Origin of the sequence: Halosolutus amylolyticus (genome assembly GCF_023566055.1) — an archaeon.
Lineage (GTDB): Archaea > Halobacteriota > Halobacteria > Halobacteriales > Natrialbaceae > Halosolutus > Halosolutus amylolyticus.
The window spans coordinates 475,270-490,662 of record NZ_JALIQP010000002.1; the positions used below are offsets into that span (position 1 = coordinate 475,270).

At 66.4% G+C, this 15,393-nt stretch carries 20 protein-coding genes; 12 read left to right on the forward strand and 8 right to left on the reverse strand.

The features are described from left to right. Window positions 1-208: 208 nt before the first annotated feature. Together MUN73_RS08725 and ribB are read left to right on the forward strand one after the other, a co-directional pair. Window positions 209-916 (forward strand): DUF120 domain-containing protein, encoded by a 708-nt coding sequence (locus MUN73_RS08725; RefSeq protein WP_250140075.1) that lies wholly within the window; start codon window positions 209-211, stop codon window positions 914-916. Next, window positions 913-1,623, forward strand: coding sequence for a 3,4-dihydroxy-2-butanone-4-phosphate synthase (ribB, locus tag MUN73_RS08730; protein WP_250140076.1), 711 nt, complete (start codon window positions 913-915; stop codon window positions 1,621-1,623). Before MUN73_RS08725 ends, ribB begins: the two co-directional genes overlap by 4 nt. A 76-nt stretch (window positions 1,624-1,699) precedes the next feature. On the opposite strand, the gene MUN73_RS08735 is transcribed toward ribB, so the two are convergent. After that, window positions 1,700-2,047, reverse strand: a complete 348-nt coding sequence (locus MUN73_RS08735) for a DUF7471 family protein (protein ID WP_250140077.1) — start codon at window positions 2,045-2,047, stop codon at window positions 1,700-1,702. Window positions 2,048-2,241: 194 nt separating this feature from the next. Here MUN73_RS08735 and MUN73_RS08740 point away from each other — a divergent pair, with 194 nt between their 5' ends. Continuing rightward, on the forward strand, window positions 2,242-2,787 hold the full coding sequence (locus tag MUN73_RS08740) for a winged helix-turn-helix transcriptional regulator (RefSeq protein WP_250140078.1): 546 nt from the start codon (window positions 2,242-2,244) through the stop codon (window positions 2,785-2,787). A 92-nt stretch (window positions 2,788-2,879) separates the two neighbouring features. Beyond that, a complete protein-coding gene (locus MUN73_RS08745) occupies window positions 2,880-3,809 on the forward strand; it encodes a branched-chain amino acid transaminase (protein WP_250140079.1) in 930 nt (309 codons plus the stop codon). A gap of 332 nt (window positions 3,810-4,141) precedes the next feature. On the opposite strand, the gene MUN73_RS08750 is transcribed toward MUN73_RS08745, so the two are convergent. From MUN73_RS08750 to MUN73_RS08760, 3 genes are all read right to left on the reverse strand, one after another. Further along, a complete protein-coding gene (locus MUN73_RS08750) occupies window positions 4,142-4,585 on the reverse strand; it encodes a hypothetical protein (protein ID WP_250140080.1) in 444 nt (147 codons plus the stop codon). Window positions 4,586-4,707: 122 nt separating this feature from the next. Beyond that, on the reverse strand, window positions 4,708-5,406 hold the full coding sequence (locus tag MUN73_RS08755) for a DUF502 domain-containing protein (RefSeq protein ID WP_250140081.1): 699 nt from the start codon (window positions 5,404-5,406) through the stop codon (window positions 4,708-4,710). 39 nt (window positions 5,407-5,445) lie between these two features. Then, a complete protein-coding gene (locus MUN73_RS08760; RefSeq protein ID WP_250140082.1) occupies window positions 5,446-6,282 on the reverse strand; it encodes a proline dehydrogenase family protein in 837 nt (278 codons plus the stop codon). Between the two features lie 118 nt (window positions 6,283-6,400). Here MUN73_RS08760 and MUN73_RS08765 point away from each other — a divergent pair, with 118 nt between their 5' ends. The 3 genes from MUN73_RS08765 (at window position 6,401) to MUN73_RS08775 (ending at window position 8,224) form a co-directional block, all read left to right on the forward strand. Then, window positions 6,401-6,946 carry a CDP-2,3-bis-(O-geranylgeranyl)-sn-glycerol synthase gene (locus MUN73_RS08765; RefSeq protein WP_250140083.1) on the forward strand — a complete coding sequence of 182 codons (546 nt, stop codon included), beginning with the start codon at window positions 6,401-6,403 and terminating at the stop codon, window positions 6,944-6,946. Between the two features lie 314 nt (window positions 6,947-7,260). Beyond that, window positions 7,261-7,620 carry a 4a-hydroxytetrahydrobiopterin dehydratase gene (locus MUN73_RS08770; protein ID WP_250140084.1) on the forward strand — a complete coding sequence of 120 codons (360 nt, stop codon included), beginning with the start codon at window positions 7,261-7,263 and terminating at the stop codon, window positions 7,618-7,620. 97 nt (window positions 7,621-7,717) lie between these two features. Then, entirely contained in the window at window positions 7,718-8,224 is a 507-nt protein-coding gene (locus tag MUN73_RS08775) for a hypothetical protein (RefSeq protein ID WP_250140085.1), read from the forward strand. Window positions 8,225-8,263: 39 nt separating this feature from the next. On the opposite strand, the gene MUN73_RS08780 is transcribed toward MUN73_RS08775, so the two are convergent. Continuing rightward, window positions 8,264-9,268 (reverse strand): alpha/beta hydrolase, encoded by a 1,005-nt coding sequence (locus MUN73_RS08780; protein ID WP_250140086.1) that lies wholly within the window; start codon window positions 9,266-9,268, stop codon window positions 8,264-8,266. Between the two features lie 106 nt (window positions 9,269-9,374). On the opposite strand from MUN73_RS08780, the gene pyrE reads away from it, so the two are divergent. Next, window positions 9,375-9,902 (forward strand): orotate phosphoribosyltransferase, encoded by a 528-nt coding sequence (gene pyrE, locus MUN73_RS08785; RefSeq protein WP_250140087.1) that lies wholly within the window; start codon window positions 9,375-9,377, stop codon window positions 9,900-9,902. A gap of 22 nt (window positions 9,903-9,924) precedes the next feature. Continuing rightward, complete coding sequence (locus tag MUN73_RS08790) at window positions 9,925-10,416, forward strand: NUDIX hydrolase (RefSeq protein WP_250140088.1); 492 nt, start codon at window positions 9,925-9,927, stop codon at window positions 10,414-10,416. A gap of 115 nt (window positions 10,417-10,531) precedes the next feature. Here MUN73_RS08790 and MUN73_RS08795 read toward each other — a convergent pair whose 3' ends face one another. Then, window positions 10,532-11,179, reverse strand: coding sequence for a ribulose-1-phosphate aldolase (locus MUN73_RS08795; protein ID WP_250140089.1), 648 nt, complete (start codon window positions 11,177-11,179; stop codon window positions 10,532-10,534). Further along, the gene (locus MUN73_RS08800) at window positions 11,176-11,877 is read right to left on the reverse strand and encodes a ribulose-1,5-bisphosphate 5-phosphatase (RefSeq protein ID WP_250140090.1); all 702 of its coding nucleotides are present in this window, start codon (window positions 11,875-11,877) and stop codon (window positions 11,176-11,178) included. Before MUN73_RS08800 ends, MUN73_RS08795 begins: the two co-directional genes overlap by 4 nt. Before the next feature lie 291 nt (window positions 11,878-12,168). Between MUN73_RS08800 and MUN73_RS08805 the strand changes: the two genes are divergently transcribed. Next, on the forward strand, window positions 12,169-12,612 hold the full coding sequence (locus tag MUN73_RS08805; protein ID WP_250140091.1) for an ester cyclase: 444 nt from the start codon (window positions 12,169-12,171) through the stop codon (window positions 12,610-12,612). Between the two features lie 49 nt (window positions 12,613-12,661). Here MUN73_RS08805 and MUN73_RS22775 read toward each other — a convergent pair whose 3' ends face one another. Beyond that, the gene (locus MUN73_RS22775) at window positions 12,662-12,775 is read right to left on the reverse strand and encodes a DUF7322 domain-containing protein (RefSeq protein ID WP_425492720.1); all 114 of its coding nucleotides are present in this window, start codon (window positions 12,773-12,775) and stop codon (window positions 12,662-12,664) included. Between MUN73_RS22775 and MUN73_RS22780 the strand changes: the two genes are divergently transcribed. Together MUN73_RS22780 and thrS are read left to right on the forward strand one after the other, a co-directional pair. Then, window positions 12,774-13,001, forward strand: coding sequence for a hypothetical protein (locus tag MUN73_RS22780; RefSeq protein ID WP_382182285.1), 228 nt, complete (start codon window positions 12,774-12,776; stop codon window positions 12,999-13,001). The two genes, MUN73_RS22775 and MUN73_RS22780, sit on opposite strands and share 2 nt — an antisense overlap. A gap of 334 nt (window positions 13,002-13,335) precedes the next feature. Next, a complete protein-coding gene (gene thrS / locus MUN73_RS08815; protein WP_250140092.1) occupies window positions 13,336-15,279 on the forward strand; it encodes a threonine--tRNA ligase in 1,944 nt (647 codons plus the stop codon). The last annotated feature ends 114 nt before the right edge of the window (window positions 15,280-15,393 follow it).

The following is a 15,393-nucleotide window of genomic DNA, read 5'->3' on the forward strand; positions in this document are numbered from 1 at the left end:
GCGAGTACGCGTAGACCCTCAACAGATCGAAGTATAGCCAGCGGGCTTGCATTCTCCAAGTGAAGGTCGTCCCCCTCGCCAATCGGTGGCTTTTTGCGCCCACGCTGGGAGTCCGAAACACGCAATAAACCGTCGTGAACCCCATTCCAGTTTTGGGATGCATACCACATTCGGCATGCTTTTAGTGTGGGGTCACCAACTCTCGACCATGTCACTGACGACCGAGTCCGCCGTCGGCCACGACGAACTCGCGGTGCTGAAACTGCTCGCACTCGAGGGCGGTCTCGAGGGCGACGTCAAGATATCCTGTTCTCACCTCGCCGATCGGCTCGACGCGTCGAACCAGACCGCCTCGCGTCGGCTCCAGCGTCTCGAGAGCGCTGATCTGCTCGAGCGCGACACGGTCAGCGACGGCCAGTGGGTCGCGATCACCGACGCCGGCGAGCGGACCCTCCACGCGGAGTACGAGGACTACCGCCGGATCTTCGAGTCCGACGCGGAAGTCGAACTCGACGGCACCGTCACCAGCGGGATGGGCGAGGGCCGCCACTACATCTCGCTCCCGGGTTACAGCCGCCAGTTCGAGGAGCGACTGGGCTACGAACCGTTCCCCGGTACCCTGAACGTCGACCTCCGGGAGGACAGCGTCCGCCGGCGGAGTGCAATTTCCTCGCTCGAACCGGTCCCGATCGACGGCTGGGAGGACGACGAGCGGACCTACGGTCCGGCGGTCTGTCACCCCGCGACGGTCGAAACGGCCGACGGCGACAGCTACGACCGGGCGCACGTCATCGCCCCCGAACGGACCCACCACGACGACGACCAGCTCGAGGTCATCGCGCCCGACAAACTTCGCGAGGAACTCGGCCTCGAGGACGGCGACCACGTCACGGTCTCCGTGGGTGATCGCCGATGACGAGCCACCACGCCGGCACCCGCTCTGACGCGGGGCCGGGCGACGCGGGGACGAGCGCCGACCGCGACGCGTTCGACCGCGCCCTCGACGCGCTCCGGACCGGCGACCCCGTGCTGGTCCACGACGCGGCCGATCGCGAGGGCGAGACGGACCTCATCTACCACGCCGACGCGGTCACGGCCGACGCCGTCGCCCGCCTGCGCAACGACGCCGGGGGGCTGGTCTGCGTCGCGCTCGGCCACGACGTCGCGGAGGCGTTCGACCTCCCCTTCTACACCGAGGAGGTCGACCATCCCGCCGCCGGCGACCACGACCTCGGCTACGACGAACGCTCCTCGTTCTCGCTGACCGTCAACCACCGCGACACCTACACCGGGATCACCGACGCCGATCGATCGACGACGATCCAGGCCCTCGGCGCGGCCGCCGCCACTCCCGGGCGCGTCGACTTTCCCGACCAGTTTCGCGTCCCCGGCCACGTCCACCTGCTGAAAGCCGCCCCCGACCTGCTCGCCCAGCGCGAGGGCCACACCGAACTCGGGGTCGCGCTCGCCGACGCCGCCGGCCTTCCCGCTGCCGTCGTCGTCTGCGAGATGCTCGACGACGAGACCGGCGAGGCGCTTTCGCCCGCCGACGCCCGTGCCTACGCGGATCGTCACGACTTCGCCTACCTCGAGGGGAGCGAGATCACGACCCGACTCGGCTGACCACGGCGCCGCCAGGCCAACCCGCCCGCCTCGCCCGCCTCGCCCGCCTCGCCCGCCTCGCCTGCCTCGCCCAGGCCTACTCGTCACTGCTCACCGGAACGCGATCGGTCCCCGGCCCGCTCCGGTAGACCGCGTAGAGGACCAGCACGGCGATCGTGAAGTCACAGCCGTGCTCGACGAGGTGGTGGACGGTCATCGGAACCAGCCCGAACACCGTCCCAAGGCCGACAACGGAGCGACCCACGAGCAGCCCGAGGACGATCGTGATCAGCAGGTACCGGGTCGATCGTCGCCGCCGGTACGCGACGACGCCGGAAAAAAAGAGCACCGTCGTCCCGACGACGGCGAGGACGATGACGACGATGAGGACGGGCGCCAGCTGTGGATCCAGCCACGGGACGTCGAACGGGCTCGTGTAGTCCATGTCCGCTACGCTAGCTGGGTCGAACAGGACCGTATGTGCTTCGGTCGGCCCCGACTCCCATCGCGAGAATCAGGACCGACCCCGTCCGGCCGACGCCCGACGATTCTCAGCCGCCGGGAACGATCGACCCTCCTTATGCGGGCCTCACTTCTAGCTAGGAGTAGTCCCTAGTCGAGCTACCGGGACGGATCCACATGAGCGAGACGCGACGACAGATACGCGATCGCATCCACGCGAACGCCGGCGTCCACTTCAACGAACTCGTCCGCCGGTCGGAGTTCGCGCCCGGACAGGTCCAGTACCACGTCCGTCGACTGCTCGACGCGGACGAACTCGTCCGCAACGAGTTCTACGGGCAGACCCACTACTACCCGCCGAGCTACGACCCCTGGGAACGCGCCGCACTCGCGCTGTTCCGGCGCGAAACCGCCCGCGAGGTCGTCGTCTACCTCATCGAACACGAGCCGGTCGACCCCGCTACGGTCGCCGACGACCTCGACATCGCCCGGAGCACGCTCGAGTACCACCTCGACCGACTCGTCGAGCACGACGTCGTCGAGAAACGCTACGACGATCGCAACCGCGTCAGTCTCCGCCTCGCGAACCCCGATCGGACCGCCCCGCTGCTCTCGGAGGTCGAGCCCACGGTTCCCGATCGGCTGGTCGATCGGTTCAGCCGACTCGTCGACGGCCTCCTCGAGAACGCGCCGGAGGCCGACCGAGCCACCGAGGCCGACTGAACCCACCGGAGCAACTGGACCTGCCGTGTCGATCGACCGTCCGGCCCCCGAATCGCGAACACTTAGTACGGTGGCTTGCAACACTTCCGAGCATGGGATTCGACGAGATGGACGTCGACACGATCTGGATGGACGGGGAGTTCGTCGACTGGGACGAGGCACAGATCCACGTGCTCACCCACGGACTCCACTACGGGACGGGCGTCTTCGAGGGCGCGCGGTGTTACGACACCGAGCAGGGCCCCGCGATCTTCCGCTGGGAGGAACACCTCGATCGGCTCTTCCAGTCCGCCAAACCGTACGAGATGGACATCGACTTCTCGAAAGAAGAGCTTACCGAGGCGACGATCGAACTGATCCAGCGCCAGGAACTGCCCTCCTGCTATATCCGGCCGCTCGCGTTCTACGGCTACAACTCGCTGGGCGTGAGCCCGTCGGACTGTCCCACCAAGACGGCGATCGCCGTCTGGCCGTGGGGCGCCTACCTCGGCGAGGACGCCCTGGAGAACGGGATCGAGGTGATGGTCTCCTCGTGGCGGAAACACGCCTCGAGCCAGATCCCGACGAACGCCAAGACCACCGGCCTCTACGTCAACAGCATGCTCGCCGGCGAGGAAGCCCGCCGCAACGGCTACGCGGAGGCGATCGTGCTCAACAAGGAGGGCGACGTCGCGGAAGGCCCCGGTGAGAACATCTTCCTCGTGCGCGACGGCGAACTCTACACGCCCGGGCTCTCGGAGTCCATCCTCGACGGGATCACCCGTGACACCGTGATCACGCTCGCCGAGGACCTCGGCTACACCGTCCACGACAACGTCTCGATCTCCCGTGGCGAACTCAACACGGCCGACGAACTGTTCTTCACCGGCTCCGCCGCCGAGGTGACTCCCATTCGGAAGGTCGACAACGTCGTCATCGGCAACGGCTCTCGCGGCCCGATCACCGAGGAGATCCAGTCCAAGTTCTTCGAGGTCGTCGAGCGCCGCACCGACGAGTACGACGAGTGGTTCCACTACGTCTAACGAACGAACTTTTACGCTGCGTGCGGCCGCTTCGCGGCCGCACTCGGTAAAATCTTCAAAAGAGCGCTTCGCGCTCTTTTGGACCTCGCGGGATCTTCGATCCCGCTCAGCTTCGATGAAAAGCCTCCTCCTTCCGTTCTGGTGAGCTTCGCTCACCTCCACGTCAGTCGTCGGCCCGCTCGCTACGCCGTAGGCGTCGCTCGCGGCGCACGATCGGTGACTCGCCTGCCCTCCCCCGAGTCGCGCACTCGCCGGATACCGGCGAGCGCGCTCCCGGCCACGAATCTCTGAATTCCGATCAGTCAATCTCCGATCGAACGATCTCCAATCGGTCAGCCCCCGGTCGTAATTTCGAGACGAAGGGCGTCGCCGTCCCGAACTTCGTACTCGGTCGGATCGACCGCCTCGCCGTCGACGGTGAACGTCAGCTCCGTCTCCGGATCGCCGGCATCGTACGTCTCGCCGTCGATCGTCACGACGTGATCGCCGTCGGCGTCCGTATACTCGAAATGCGGGAGCAGGTCGATCCCCTCCGCGAACGTGACCGGGTCCTCGCCCTCCATGAACCACTCGTCGTGACCCTCGTGGAGGTGGAACGCGATCGAGTCGTTCTCGGCGTATTCGGACTGGAACCGGTTCGCGGAGAGATCGATCGGCTCCCCGTCGACGACGACGTCGATGCTTCCGCGGCCGAGTATCGCGGTCTTCTCCTCGACAAGACAGCCCGCGAGGAGGGGAACGCTCGAGACGGAAGCGAGGACCGCTCGTCGCTTCATACCGAGGGAAGGGAGCGGGTTCTCAAAACGTCCTTGCTTCGCTCCCACCGGTCTGGAATCGTTCCGATCGGCTGGAGAGACCGGTGTCGGTCGCGCTACTGAGCGATCGGGGTAACCGGTCGTTAGTCGTCGTCGGCTTTGTCCGGGTTCCCCGTCGAGTTCGCGCTCGCTTCGTCGACGACGTCGATCGAGACGCCGGCGTCCATGCCGCGGTTCGCGTCGCCGAACCCGGCACTGAGAACCCGCGTGAGCGCGTCCTCGACGTCCTCGTCGAGTTCGGTGATGTCCTCGGACTCGACTTCGATGACGAATCCGGTCGTGATGTTCGGCGACGTCGGCAAGAAGAGCACTTCTCTACCGTCCTGTGACGTCTTGCCGGTCTTGAACGCCGTCATCCGGAGGCCGTCCCAGACCTCGATCTTGACCGGCTTCTGGAGCGACTCCTGTTCGCCGAAGGCGGTCTCGGCGGCCATCTTCGAGGCGTTGTAGACGACCCGCACGACGGGCACGCGGTTGGCGACGTCGTCGACCACCCGTTCGGCGAGGCCGCCGACCGTCGTCCGCATCAGGTAGCCGACCGAGAACGTGAGGATGATGAAGACGGTGAGCGCGACGATAACACGGAGCAGTTGCGCGAGTTGCTCGCGAGTCTGTTGCATGTTCTCCCCGGGAAGCAACGGCACGAGCGCGTCGGCCTCCAGAATGAGTCCCGGCGTCACCCCGGCGACGAGTCCGTAGAGCCAGTAGATGACGTAGAGGGTGATGAGAATCGGGCCGAGGACGATCAGCCCACTCGCGAAATCCCGCTTCCACGAAGCCATGTACGACACCTCACACTACCGGCTAATGAGCCCTTCCCTTTAGCGGCCGACGATCGCCCGGACGGCGAACCAGAGGTTCTCCTTTCGCTCCATCGCTCGCCGATAGAAGTACGACTTCCAGCGATCGCCGTAGGGGGCGTACTGCCAGACCTCGTAGTCGTCGGCGAGTTCTTCCTGCGCGTCGTCGCGAACCCCCATGAGCATCTGGATCTCGAAGTCAGTTCCGTGTTCCTCGTGGAGGTCGATCGCGCGATCGATCATCGCGGGATCGTGACTGCCGACCGCGATCCCGCCGTCGAAGTGCTCGAACGCGTACTCCAGTAGCGCCTCGTACTCGCGGTTGACGGTCGCCTTGTCTTTGTACGCGACGTCGGCCGGTTCATCGTAGGCACCCTTGACGAAGCGGACCTTTCCGGGGATGTCGGCGAGCCGTCTGACGTCGTCGCGGGTGCGTTTGAGGTTGGCCTGGACGCAGACGCCCACGCCCCCGTCGTGCTTCCGGGCGAGATCCTCGAACGCGTCGAGCGTCGTATCGGTCGTCGTGTGATCCTCCATGTCGATCCAGACGAAGACCCCCTCCTCGGCGGCGCTGTCGACGATCGTCGTGACCTCCTCGCGGAAGACGTCCGCTCCGAGATCGAGCCCCAGCTGCGACGGTTTGACCGAGATGCAGGCGTCGAGGTCGGTCGCCGCGATGTCGGCCGCGAGCGATCGGTACTCCGCGGCGTCCGCCCGGGCCGACTCCCGGTCGTCGTAGTGTTCGCCGAGCAGGTTGACGATCGCCTTGAGGTCGCGGTCGTTCAGGTTCCGGACGTGATCGAGAGCTTCGGCCGGCGTCTCCCCGGCGACGAAGCGGGTCGCGATCGGCGGGATCATACGTCACTAATGTCACGCCATCACCAAGCAGTTGGTGGTGATTCTCACCGACGGAGCGGGTGCGCCCGACGAGCGCGAACCACCGGCGATTAAGACACCGGGGTTCGTCCCGGCCGATATGGCAGTGATCGAGACGATCGTCGTCGCCTTCTGGGCGATGTTGCCCGCCTACGTTCCCAACAACGCCGCGGTGCTGGCCGGCGGCGGCCGGCCGATCGACGGCGGACGCACGTGGGGCGACAGGCGGGTTCTCGGGGACGGAAAGACGTGGCGCGGGACGGCCGCGGGCATCGTCGCCGGCGTGGCCCTCGCGGGGGTGCTCTCGGTTCTCGCGGACGACGTCAGCGCCGCGATCGGGATCGAGGTTCCGGCGTTCGAACCGCTCGCCGCGATCGGACTCGCCGCCGGGGCGATGCTGGGAGACATCCTCGCGTCGTTTCTCAAACGCCGATCGGGCCGACAGCGCGGGGCGATGTTCCCCGGACTCGACCAGCTGGACTTCGTCGTCGTGTCGCTCCCGCTGACCGCCCTGCTCGCGACCGACTGGTTCCGCGAGGTGTTCACCCTGGACGTGATCCTCGTCGTCGTCGTGCTCACGCCGGTCCTGCACGTGACGACGAACGTGATCGCGTACCAGCTGGGACTGAAGAACGAGCCCTGGTGAGCCCCGGAACCCGCCGCTCGCCGGCGGACCCCGGGTCCGTCGGCGAATCCCTGCGAATGTCGGGCGAACCACTACTGCGACCCACGTAGACGATTGACACGGTCTGTCACCGACGCCGAGATCGCCGCACGCATGGTCGGAGTCGGGGCAGATCATCCGCTGAGCGACCCACCGCCGACGACGGGAGTGGTCCGATGTTGGACCGCTCCTCGTCCGGTTCGCGGACTCCGATACCTGCGTGGCCCGTTCCGACTGTCCAACCGTCGTGAGCGGTCGCCACGGGGTACATGTGCTCGAACGGTGTAGTTACTCCCATGAGCGAACCAGCACTCGCCGACCGGGAGTGTATCGCCTGTACGAGCGACGACGATCCGCTGGATGGGACGGAACTCGACGAGTTCTACGAGGATCTCGACGCCGACGTCTGGGACGTCGTCGACGACCACCACCTCGAGGGGACCTACGAGTTCGACGACTTCCGCGACGCACTCGAGTTCACGAAGGAAGTGGGCGAACTGGCCGAGGAGGAGTGGCACCACCCCGACGTCCACCTCTCGTGGGGCGAAGTCGTGATCGAGATGTGGACCCACAAGATCGACGGGTTGTTCCAGACCGACTTCATCATGGCCGCACGAATGGACCGGATCTACGAGGAGTACGCGCCGGCGGAGTAGTCGGCGCGGTTCGAGACGTCCGGATCGAATGCGCCTGTCGGCGATCGGGGCTCCAGCCTGGACGGGACTTTAGACGGCGGCTCCCGTAGAATCAGATATGGATCTCGAGACGATCCTCGCGAAGCCGCCCGACCCGCGTTCCCACAGCTTTCCGGACTACTCGCTCCCGCGCGGGGAGCCCGTGATGCCGATCGCGGTGACCCAGGACGAACTGTCGACGCTGCTCTCGCTCTACGAGACGTTCGCGGCGGTCGACCCGACCGGGATCGACTCGAACCCGTTTCTGAAGGCGACGACCGAGTTACTCGAGCAGACCTTCGGAGTGCCCCAGTACCGGCCGGACGATCAACTCAACGACGACATCGCGGCCACGCTGAACGACTTCTCCGACGACCTCGGCGGGGCCGAGATCGGCGTCGCCGACGCGACGCCGAATCACTACAAGGCGCTGTACTTCTTCCTAGTCACCTGCCGCGGCTACAACTCGGCTCCGCACGTCCGCTTCGAACCCGACGTCGAGGCGATCGACACGCTGTACCGGCTCTACGATCGGGTCTCGAAGCAGGACATGTACCTCAAGCGGCCGGAGACGGTCTTCGAGTAGTGAGACGAGCGGATCCAGCGACCGGCCCAGGGGCGCGACTCATTCGAGCGCGTCGTGTAGATCCGTCACCACGTCGGCGTGGGCCTCGTGGGCCACTTCGAGCTCGACCGGCGGTTCGAGCATCCCCGCGAAGCCGTGAATCATATCCGGGTAGTTCCGGTACGTGACCGGGACGCCCGCGTCCGCGAGCCGATCGGCGTATGCGGCTCCATCGTCTCGCAGCGGATCGAACCCCGCGGTGACGATCGTCGCCGGCGGGAGCGCCGAGAGCAGGCGATCGCTCGCGAGTCGCGGCGCGGCGAAGACGTTGGCCTCGTCGATCTCGCGCTCGAAGTAGTGGTCCCGGAACCACGCGCTCTCCTCGGTCGAGAGCAGGTAGCCGTCGCCGAACGCCTCGTAGGAGTCGGTCCCCGTCGCGTCGCCCGTCGCGGGGTAGAAGAGCACCTGGTAGACGACCGACGGGCCGTCGCGGCGGGCCGAAAGCAGGCTCGTCGCCGTCGCGAGGGTCCCGCCCGCGCTGTCGCCCGCGAGGACGAGGCGGTCGGGGTCGCCACCGAGGTCGTCGACGCCGTCGGCGGCCCACTCGAGCGCGGCATAGCAGTCCTCCAGGCCCGCCGGGAACGGGTGTTCGGGGGCGAGCCGATAGCCCACGCTGACGACCGGGTAGCCGGTCTCGGTCGCGAGTTTGCGACACGTCGCGTCGGCGGCGTCGATGCTCCCCACGACCCAGCCACCGCCGTGGAAATAGCAGATCGCCGGCCGCGAGCCGTCGGCCCGATCGGGTTCGGGATCGTGGATCCGGATCGGGATCTCGCCGGCCGGCCCGTCGATCCGGCGGTCCTCGACGCGCGCGACCGCGATGTCGGACTCGCGATCGAACATCGCCGCCATAGTCTCTCGTGCCTGTTCCGGCGTGAGGTCGGCGAACGACGGCGCGTCCATTGCCTCGAGCGCGTCGAGGACGGCCTGAGCCTCGGGATGTGGTTCGGCCGCAGCCCGCGCCCGATCGATCGCCTGCGAGTCGCCCGGTGGCGTCTCGGTCATCGACGGATAGTCGGGCCGACCCATCAAAAAAACCACGTGTTCGGGACGGCCTCGGCAGTCGATCGTATCAGACCGTTTATTTCGGTTCGGCCCGCCTGTCCGGACAATGACGAACCAGGAACTCATCGACGCGCTCCGCGCGGCGGAGGCCGTCAAATTCGGCGAGTTCGAACTGTCCCACGGTGGCACGAGCGAGTACTACGTCGACAAGTACCTCTTCGAGACCGACCCGCGCTGTCTCGAGGCGATCGCCGACGCGTTCGCCGCCCGACTCGACGCGGACGACAAACTCGGCGGCGTCGCGCTCGGCGGCGTCCCGCTCGCGGCCGCGACCAGCGTCGCCGCGGACGTTCCCTACGTCATCGCGCGCAAACAGCGCAAGGAGTACGGCACTGCGAACCTGATCGAGGGCCGCCTCGAGGAGAGCGAGGAGGTCGTCGTCGTCGAGGACATCGTCACGACGGGGACGAGCCTCGTCGACGCCGTCGAGGCGCTTCGCGAGGCCGGCGCGACGGTCGACCGGGCGCTGGTCGTCGTCGATCGCCAGGAAGGGGGCCGCGAGAACGTCGAAGACGCCGACGTCGAGATGGAGGCGCTGGTGACGGCCGAGGAGTTGCTGGCCGATCGGGACTAGCGGTGCCGGAGGGATCGCATCGATGGCTCTCGGAGTCGATCCCGGCGTCCCTCGGGAGCAGCAGACGCTCCGGCTCCCCGAGTCGAAACTCGCGTCGCTTCGCGAGTGGGCGATCGAGGGCACCGGACTGACGGCCGCGGCGCGCGTGACCGATCCCGACGACCGGATCGCGCTCGTGAAGAACCGCTGGTCCGACGGCTGGATCCTGCCCGGCGGCGGCGTCGAACCCGGCGGAGACCCGATCGACGCGGCCCGACGCGAAGTGCGCGAAGAGACGGGATTAGCGGCGACGATCGGCGATCCGCTCCTCCTGGTCGATCAGACGTACGTCTCGAGACGCGACGGCGAAGAGCGGTTTTCGGGCCAGTACGTCGTCTACTCGGCCCGCGCCGGAGGGACGATTCCCGACGCTGACGACCTGGGCGAGACGGACGACGAAATCTCCGCGGCCCAGTGGTTCGACGCACTTCCCGACGACCTCCACGACGGGGACCTGCTCCGGCCGTACCTTTAATACGATCTGTCATCCGTCAGTTCCGGCGCACTCGCAGACGGGTCTCGGTTGCGCGGGTACAGCGGACAGCAATCCGTTGGATCGGAACGCCGTCCCGGACTCGACGACCGGGTGCTCACTGCCCGTACGATTCGAACTTCTCGATCACCGTCTCGAGTTGTGCGTCCGAGAGCGTCTCCGGTTCGAGGCCGGCCGATCGGGTCTGCAGATAGAGTCGCGCGAGGCTCTCGACGTGGGTCGTGTTCTCGAGTGCGGTCTCGAGATCGGGGGCGGTGACGACGAGGCCGTGGTTCTCGATGAACGAGGCGGTCGCGTCCGCCTCGGCCATCGCGGTTACGATGTTCGCCGCGAGTTCGTCGGTTCCGTAGGGCGCGTATTCGGCGACCGGAACCCGCTTGCCGACCGCGACGATCATGTAGTGGATCGGCGGGAGCGGCTCGTGAGCGATCGCCATCGCCGTCGACCACGGCGAGTGGGTGTGGACGATCGCACCGACGTCCTCGCGGCGGTAGATGGCGGCGTGCATCGGCACCTCGCTGCTGGGGGCCATCCGGCCGTCGCGTCGCTCGCCGTCGACCCCGACGACGGGGACGTCGTCGACGTCGAAGCTGTCGTAGGGCACTCCCGTCGGCGTGATCGCGAAGGCGTCGCCGTCGTCGGGTGTCCCGTCGCGAACGCTGAGGTTCCCCGTTCGACCGGGCGTCAGGGTCGCGAGATCCGAGGCGCGATCGACGACGAGCCGTCGTTCGGACTCGAGGATCACAGTACCACCTCCGTTAGTTCCTCGAACGCATCTATCCTGTGGTCGGGTTTTCGCCGCCCCTCGAGCGGGTCGTCGGGATCGGCGTTGAACAGCACCGTCTCGAGACCGACGGCGTTTGCACCCACGACGTCGGCCCTGGCGTCGTCGCCGACCATCACCGCCTCGGACGCCCGCCGGTCGAGCCGCGCCAGCGGGAGCGTAAACATGACCGACCCCGGCTTCTCCCGGCCCGTCTCCTCCGACGTGAGCAGGAGATCGATGTCGGGCTCGAGTCCGAGCCGATCGACTTTCTCCAGCTGGATGCGCGTCGTGAGGTTGGTCACGATGGCGACGTCGAGCCCCGCCGCCTGGAGCGTGGCGAGCGTCTCCTCGACGCCCGGGAAGAGTTCCATCTCGTCGACGTAGGCGCTCCAGAACGCCTCGCCCAGCGCCAGTGCGTCACCGGGGTTCGGTTCGCCCGTCCGCTGTTCGAGCGCGCGCTTGAAGTACAGGAAACGCTCGTGGGTCGCCGCCGTCCCGGAGAGTTCGCGCTTGACCTCCCGGCGTCCCCGCTGGTAGAACTCGTCGAACGACTCGCGATCGAACTCGTAGCCCAGTTCGCGGGCCGTCTCCCGAGCCGCGTCGATACCTGCCTCCTTGCACGGCGGGTACGGGTAGAGCGTGTCGTCGAGGTCGAACAACACGGCCTTCGTGGTCATACCGTGTTCATGTACGGCGTACCGCAAAACGAGTATCGGTGCGAGCGGATCGACGCATCGACGACTCGGTTCCTCCGAACGACGGTTCGCGGTGCCCGCACGAGCGGTTTCCGTCTCGATCGCGCTCCGGAACCGGACCAACCAGCCCGGGTTCCTCGGTCTCCAGGTCGCAACGTCGTCGAGCCGGAGGGTTTTACGAGCATGGTCGTGGTACGTCGCCGGGCCGTTTCGAGGACGCCACCGTGCCCGTGCGAGCGGGCAACCTGACTCGGCGAACCCGACAGCACAACCATGACTGAAATCAGCGCACTCGTTCGGCGCGATCCGGAGGAGATCTGGACCGAAGGGAACCTCGACACGATCGACGAGATCTTCGCGGAAGAGTTCGTCCTGCACGATCCGTCGACGGACGACGAACCGCGAGGCCGTGACGACTACAGGGACTACGTCGAGACCTACCGGGAGGCGTTTCCCGACGTGGAGTACGAGGTCGAAACCGTGATCGTCGAGGACGAGACCGCCGCCGTCCGATACACCGCATGTGGTACTCACGAGGGCGAGTTTATGGGACTCGAGCCGACCGGCGATCGCGTGTCGGTCTCGGGGATGGAGATGTACCGCGTCGAAGACGGGCGGATCGTCGAACTGTGGACGAGCTACGACGCGCTCGGCCTGTTCCAGGAACTCGGCGTCCTCCCGCCGATCGAGGACCTGGGCGAGTCGGGGCTAGACTGAACGCACGAAGGCGGGTACGCGAGGGGGCGATCGATCACCGATTACGGACTCACTCCCGGTCCCGATATCGTCGGTAACTCACCACTGCCAGTGCGAGCGCGAGAAGGCCGCCGATCGCGAGGCCGCCGCCGACGAGCCACTGGCCCCGGAACACGAGGAGCATGAGCCCCAGCGCGCCCGCGAAGAGTCGCGGCGTGGACGAGCACGGCGACGACGACGAACGCGAGCAGGGTCGATCGGTCGATCTCGCCGAACGCCTCCTCGAGGTCGTCGCCCTCGTCGTCACCCTCGAGCGGGTCGTCGCCGAACGGATCCTCCAGCGGATCGTCGCCGAAGGGGTCGTCGAACGGATCGTCGTCGCCTGGGTCGAGGCCCACGATCGATCGTAACCGACGCGGACGCAAAATCGTTCGGACGACGGTGCGCGTGTCGTATGACGAGCCGAACACTCGCAGTCTATCCCACCGTGCTGGCAGCGAGTGCGCGGCCGATCGGGTCCACGGAACGATCACGGAATGACGATCGCGCTGGTCCATCACAATGTTTTTATCCCGTACGAGACTACGCGTATCCACGATGGTAGGTGTCCGCTTTACAGGGGCTCTCGCCCGCTTCTAACCTACACCTACCGCTCTCTGTGTCCGGATCGCCCCACAGTGAGCGGGACGCGGACTACCGATCGAACTTCTCACCGAAGTTCCCAGATCAGCCACAGCCATAGCCATGTCAGAATCAGACTCACAGGAGCAGATCGCGGTCGTACTGCCAGACGGATCCGAACTCGACGTCGACCCAGACGCGACGGTCGAGGACTGTGCCTACGAGATCGGGCCCGGCCTCGGGAGCGACACCGTCGCCGGCAAACTCGACGGCGACCTCGTCGCCAAAGAGGAACCCGTCTACGACGGCGCCGAACTCGAGATCGTCACCGACGGCAGCGAGGAGTACCTCGACGTGATGCGCCACTCCGCGGCCCACTGTCTCGCCCAGGCCGTCGAGCGCCACTACGACGACGTCGACCTCGCGATCGGCCCGCCGACCAACGAGGGGTTCTACTACGACTTCGACAACTTAGACGTCGACGAGGAGGACCTCGCGCACCTCGAGAGCGAGATCGAGGAGCTCATCGAGGCTGACTACGACATCGAACGCGAGGAGGTCTCGATCGAGGAGGCCGAGGAGCGACTCGCCGACGAGCCCTACAAACTCGAACTCTTAGCGGAGTTCGCCGACGAGAACGACACCGTCACGTTCTACAGCCAGGGCGAGTGGGAGGACCTCTGTGCCGGCCCGCACGTCGATTCGACGGGCGAGATCGGCGTCGTCGAACTGCTCGAGATCGCCGGCGCCTACTGGCGCGGCGACGAGGACAACCCGATGCAGACGCGTATCTACGGGACGGCCTTCGAGGACGAGAGCGACCTCGAGGCGTTCTTAGAGCGCAAGCGCGAGGCCGAGAAACGCGATCACCGCCGCATCGGATCGGAGATGGACCTCTTCTCCATCCAGGACGTGACGGGGCCGGGCCTGCCGCTCTATCACCCCGCCGGGAAGACCGTCCTGAAGGAACTCGAGGCCTTCGTCGAGAATCTCAACGAAGAGGCGGGCTACGACTACGTCGAGACCCCCCACGTCTTCAAGACGGACCTCTGGCACCGATCGGGCCACTACGAGAACTACGCCGACGACATGTTCATCTTCGACGTCGGCGACGACGAGTTCGGCCTGAAGCCGATGAACTGCCCCGGCCACGCCGCCATCTTCCAGGACCACTCCTGGAGCTACCGCGACCTGCCGATCCGGTACGCCGAGAACGGGAAGGTATACCGGAAGGAGCAACGCGGCGAACTCTCCGGACTCTCGCGCGTCTGGGCGTTCACGATCGACGACGGCCACCTGTTCATCCGCCCCGACCAGATCGAGCGCGAGGTCGAGGAGATCATGGACATGATCACGGACGTCCTCGAAACGTTCGACCTGGAGTACGAGATGGCGCTGGCCACGCGGCCCGAGAAGTCGGTCGGCTCCGACGAGATCTGGGAGAAAGCCGAGGCCCAACTCGAGAGCGTGCTCGAGGCCCACGGCCACGAGTACGAGATCGAGGAGGGCGACGGCGCGTTCTACGGCCCGAAGATCGACTTCGCGTTCGAGGACGCGATCGGCCGCTCGTGGGACGGCCCGACGGTCCAACTCGACTTCAACATGCCCGAGCGGTTCGACCTGAGCTACGTGGGCGAAGACAACGAGGAGCACCGCCCGGTCATGATCCACCGCGCGCTGTACGGCAGCTACGAGCGGTTCTTCATGATGCTCATCGAGCACTACGAGGGGCGGTTCCCGCTGTGGCTGGCTCCCGAACAGGTCCGCGTGCTGCCGATCTCCGACGACAACCTCGGCTACGCCCACCGCGTCGCGAACGAGTTCGACGACTTCCGCGTCGAGGTCGACGACCGCGACTCCACCCTCGAACGGAAGATCCGCGCGGCCCACGACGATCGGGTCCCGTACCAGATCATCGTCGGCGACAACGAGGAGGAGGCCGGCAACATCTCCGTCCGCGATCGCTTCGAGGACCAGGAGTACGACGTCGCGATCGACGAGTTCCGGGCGCACCTCGAAGCGGAGCGCGACGAACAGCGGACGGAACCTGACTTCCTGCAGGACTGATGCGGTCCGTTGTGATTCGTTCCCGGTGATCGCCGCTCCGGTCGGGCGATCACCGGTAAAACGTTACAACGATCCGTATGACGCCAGGATCGGTTCGGCGATCGAGTTTCCGGG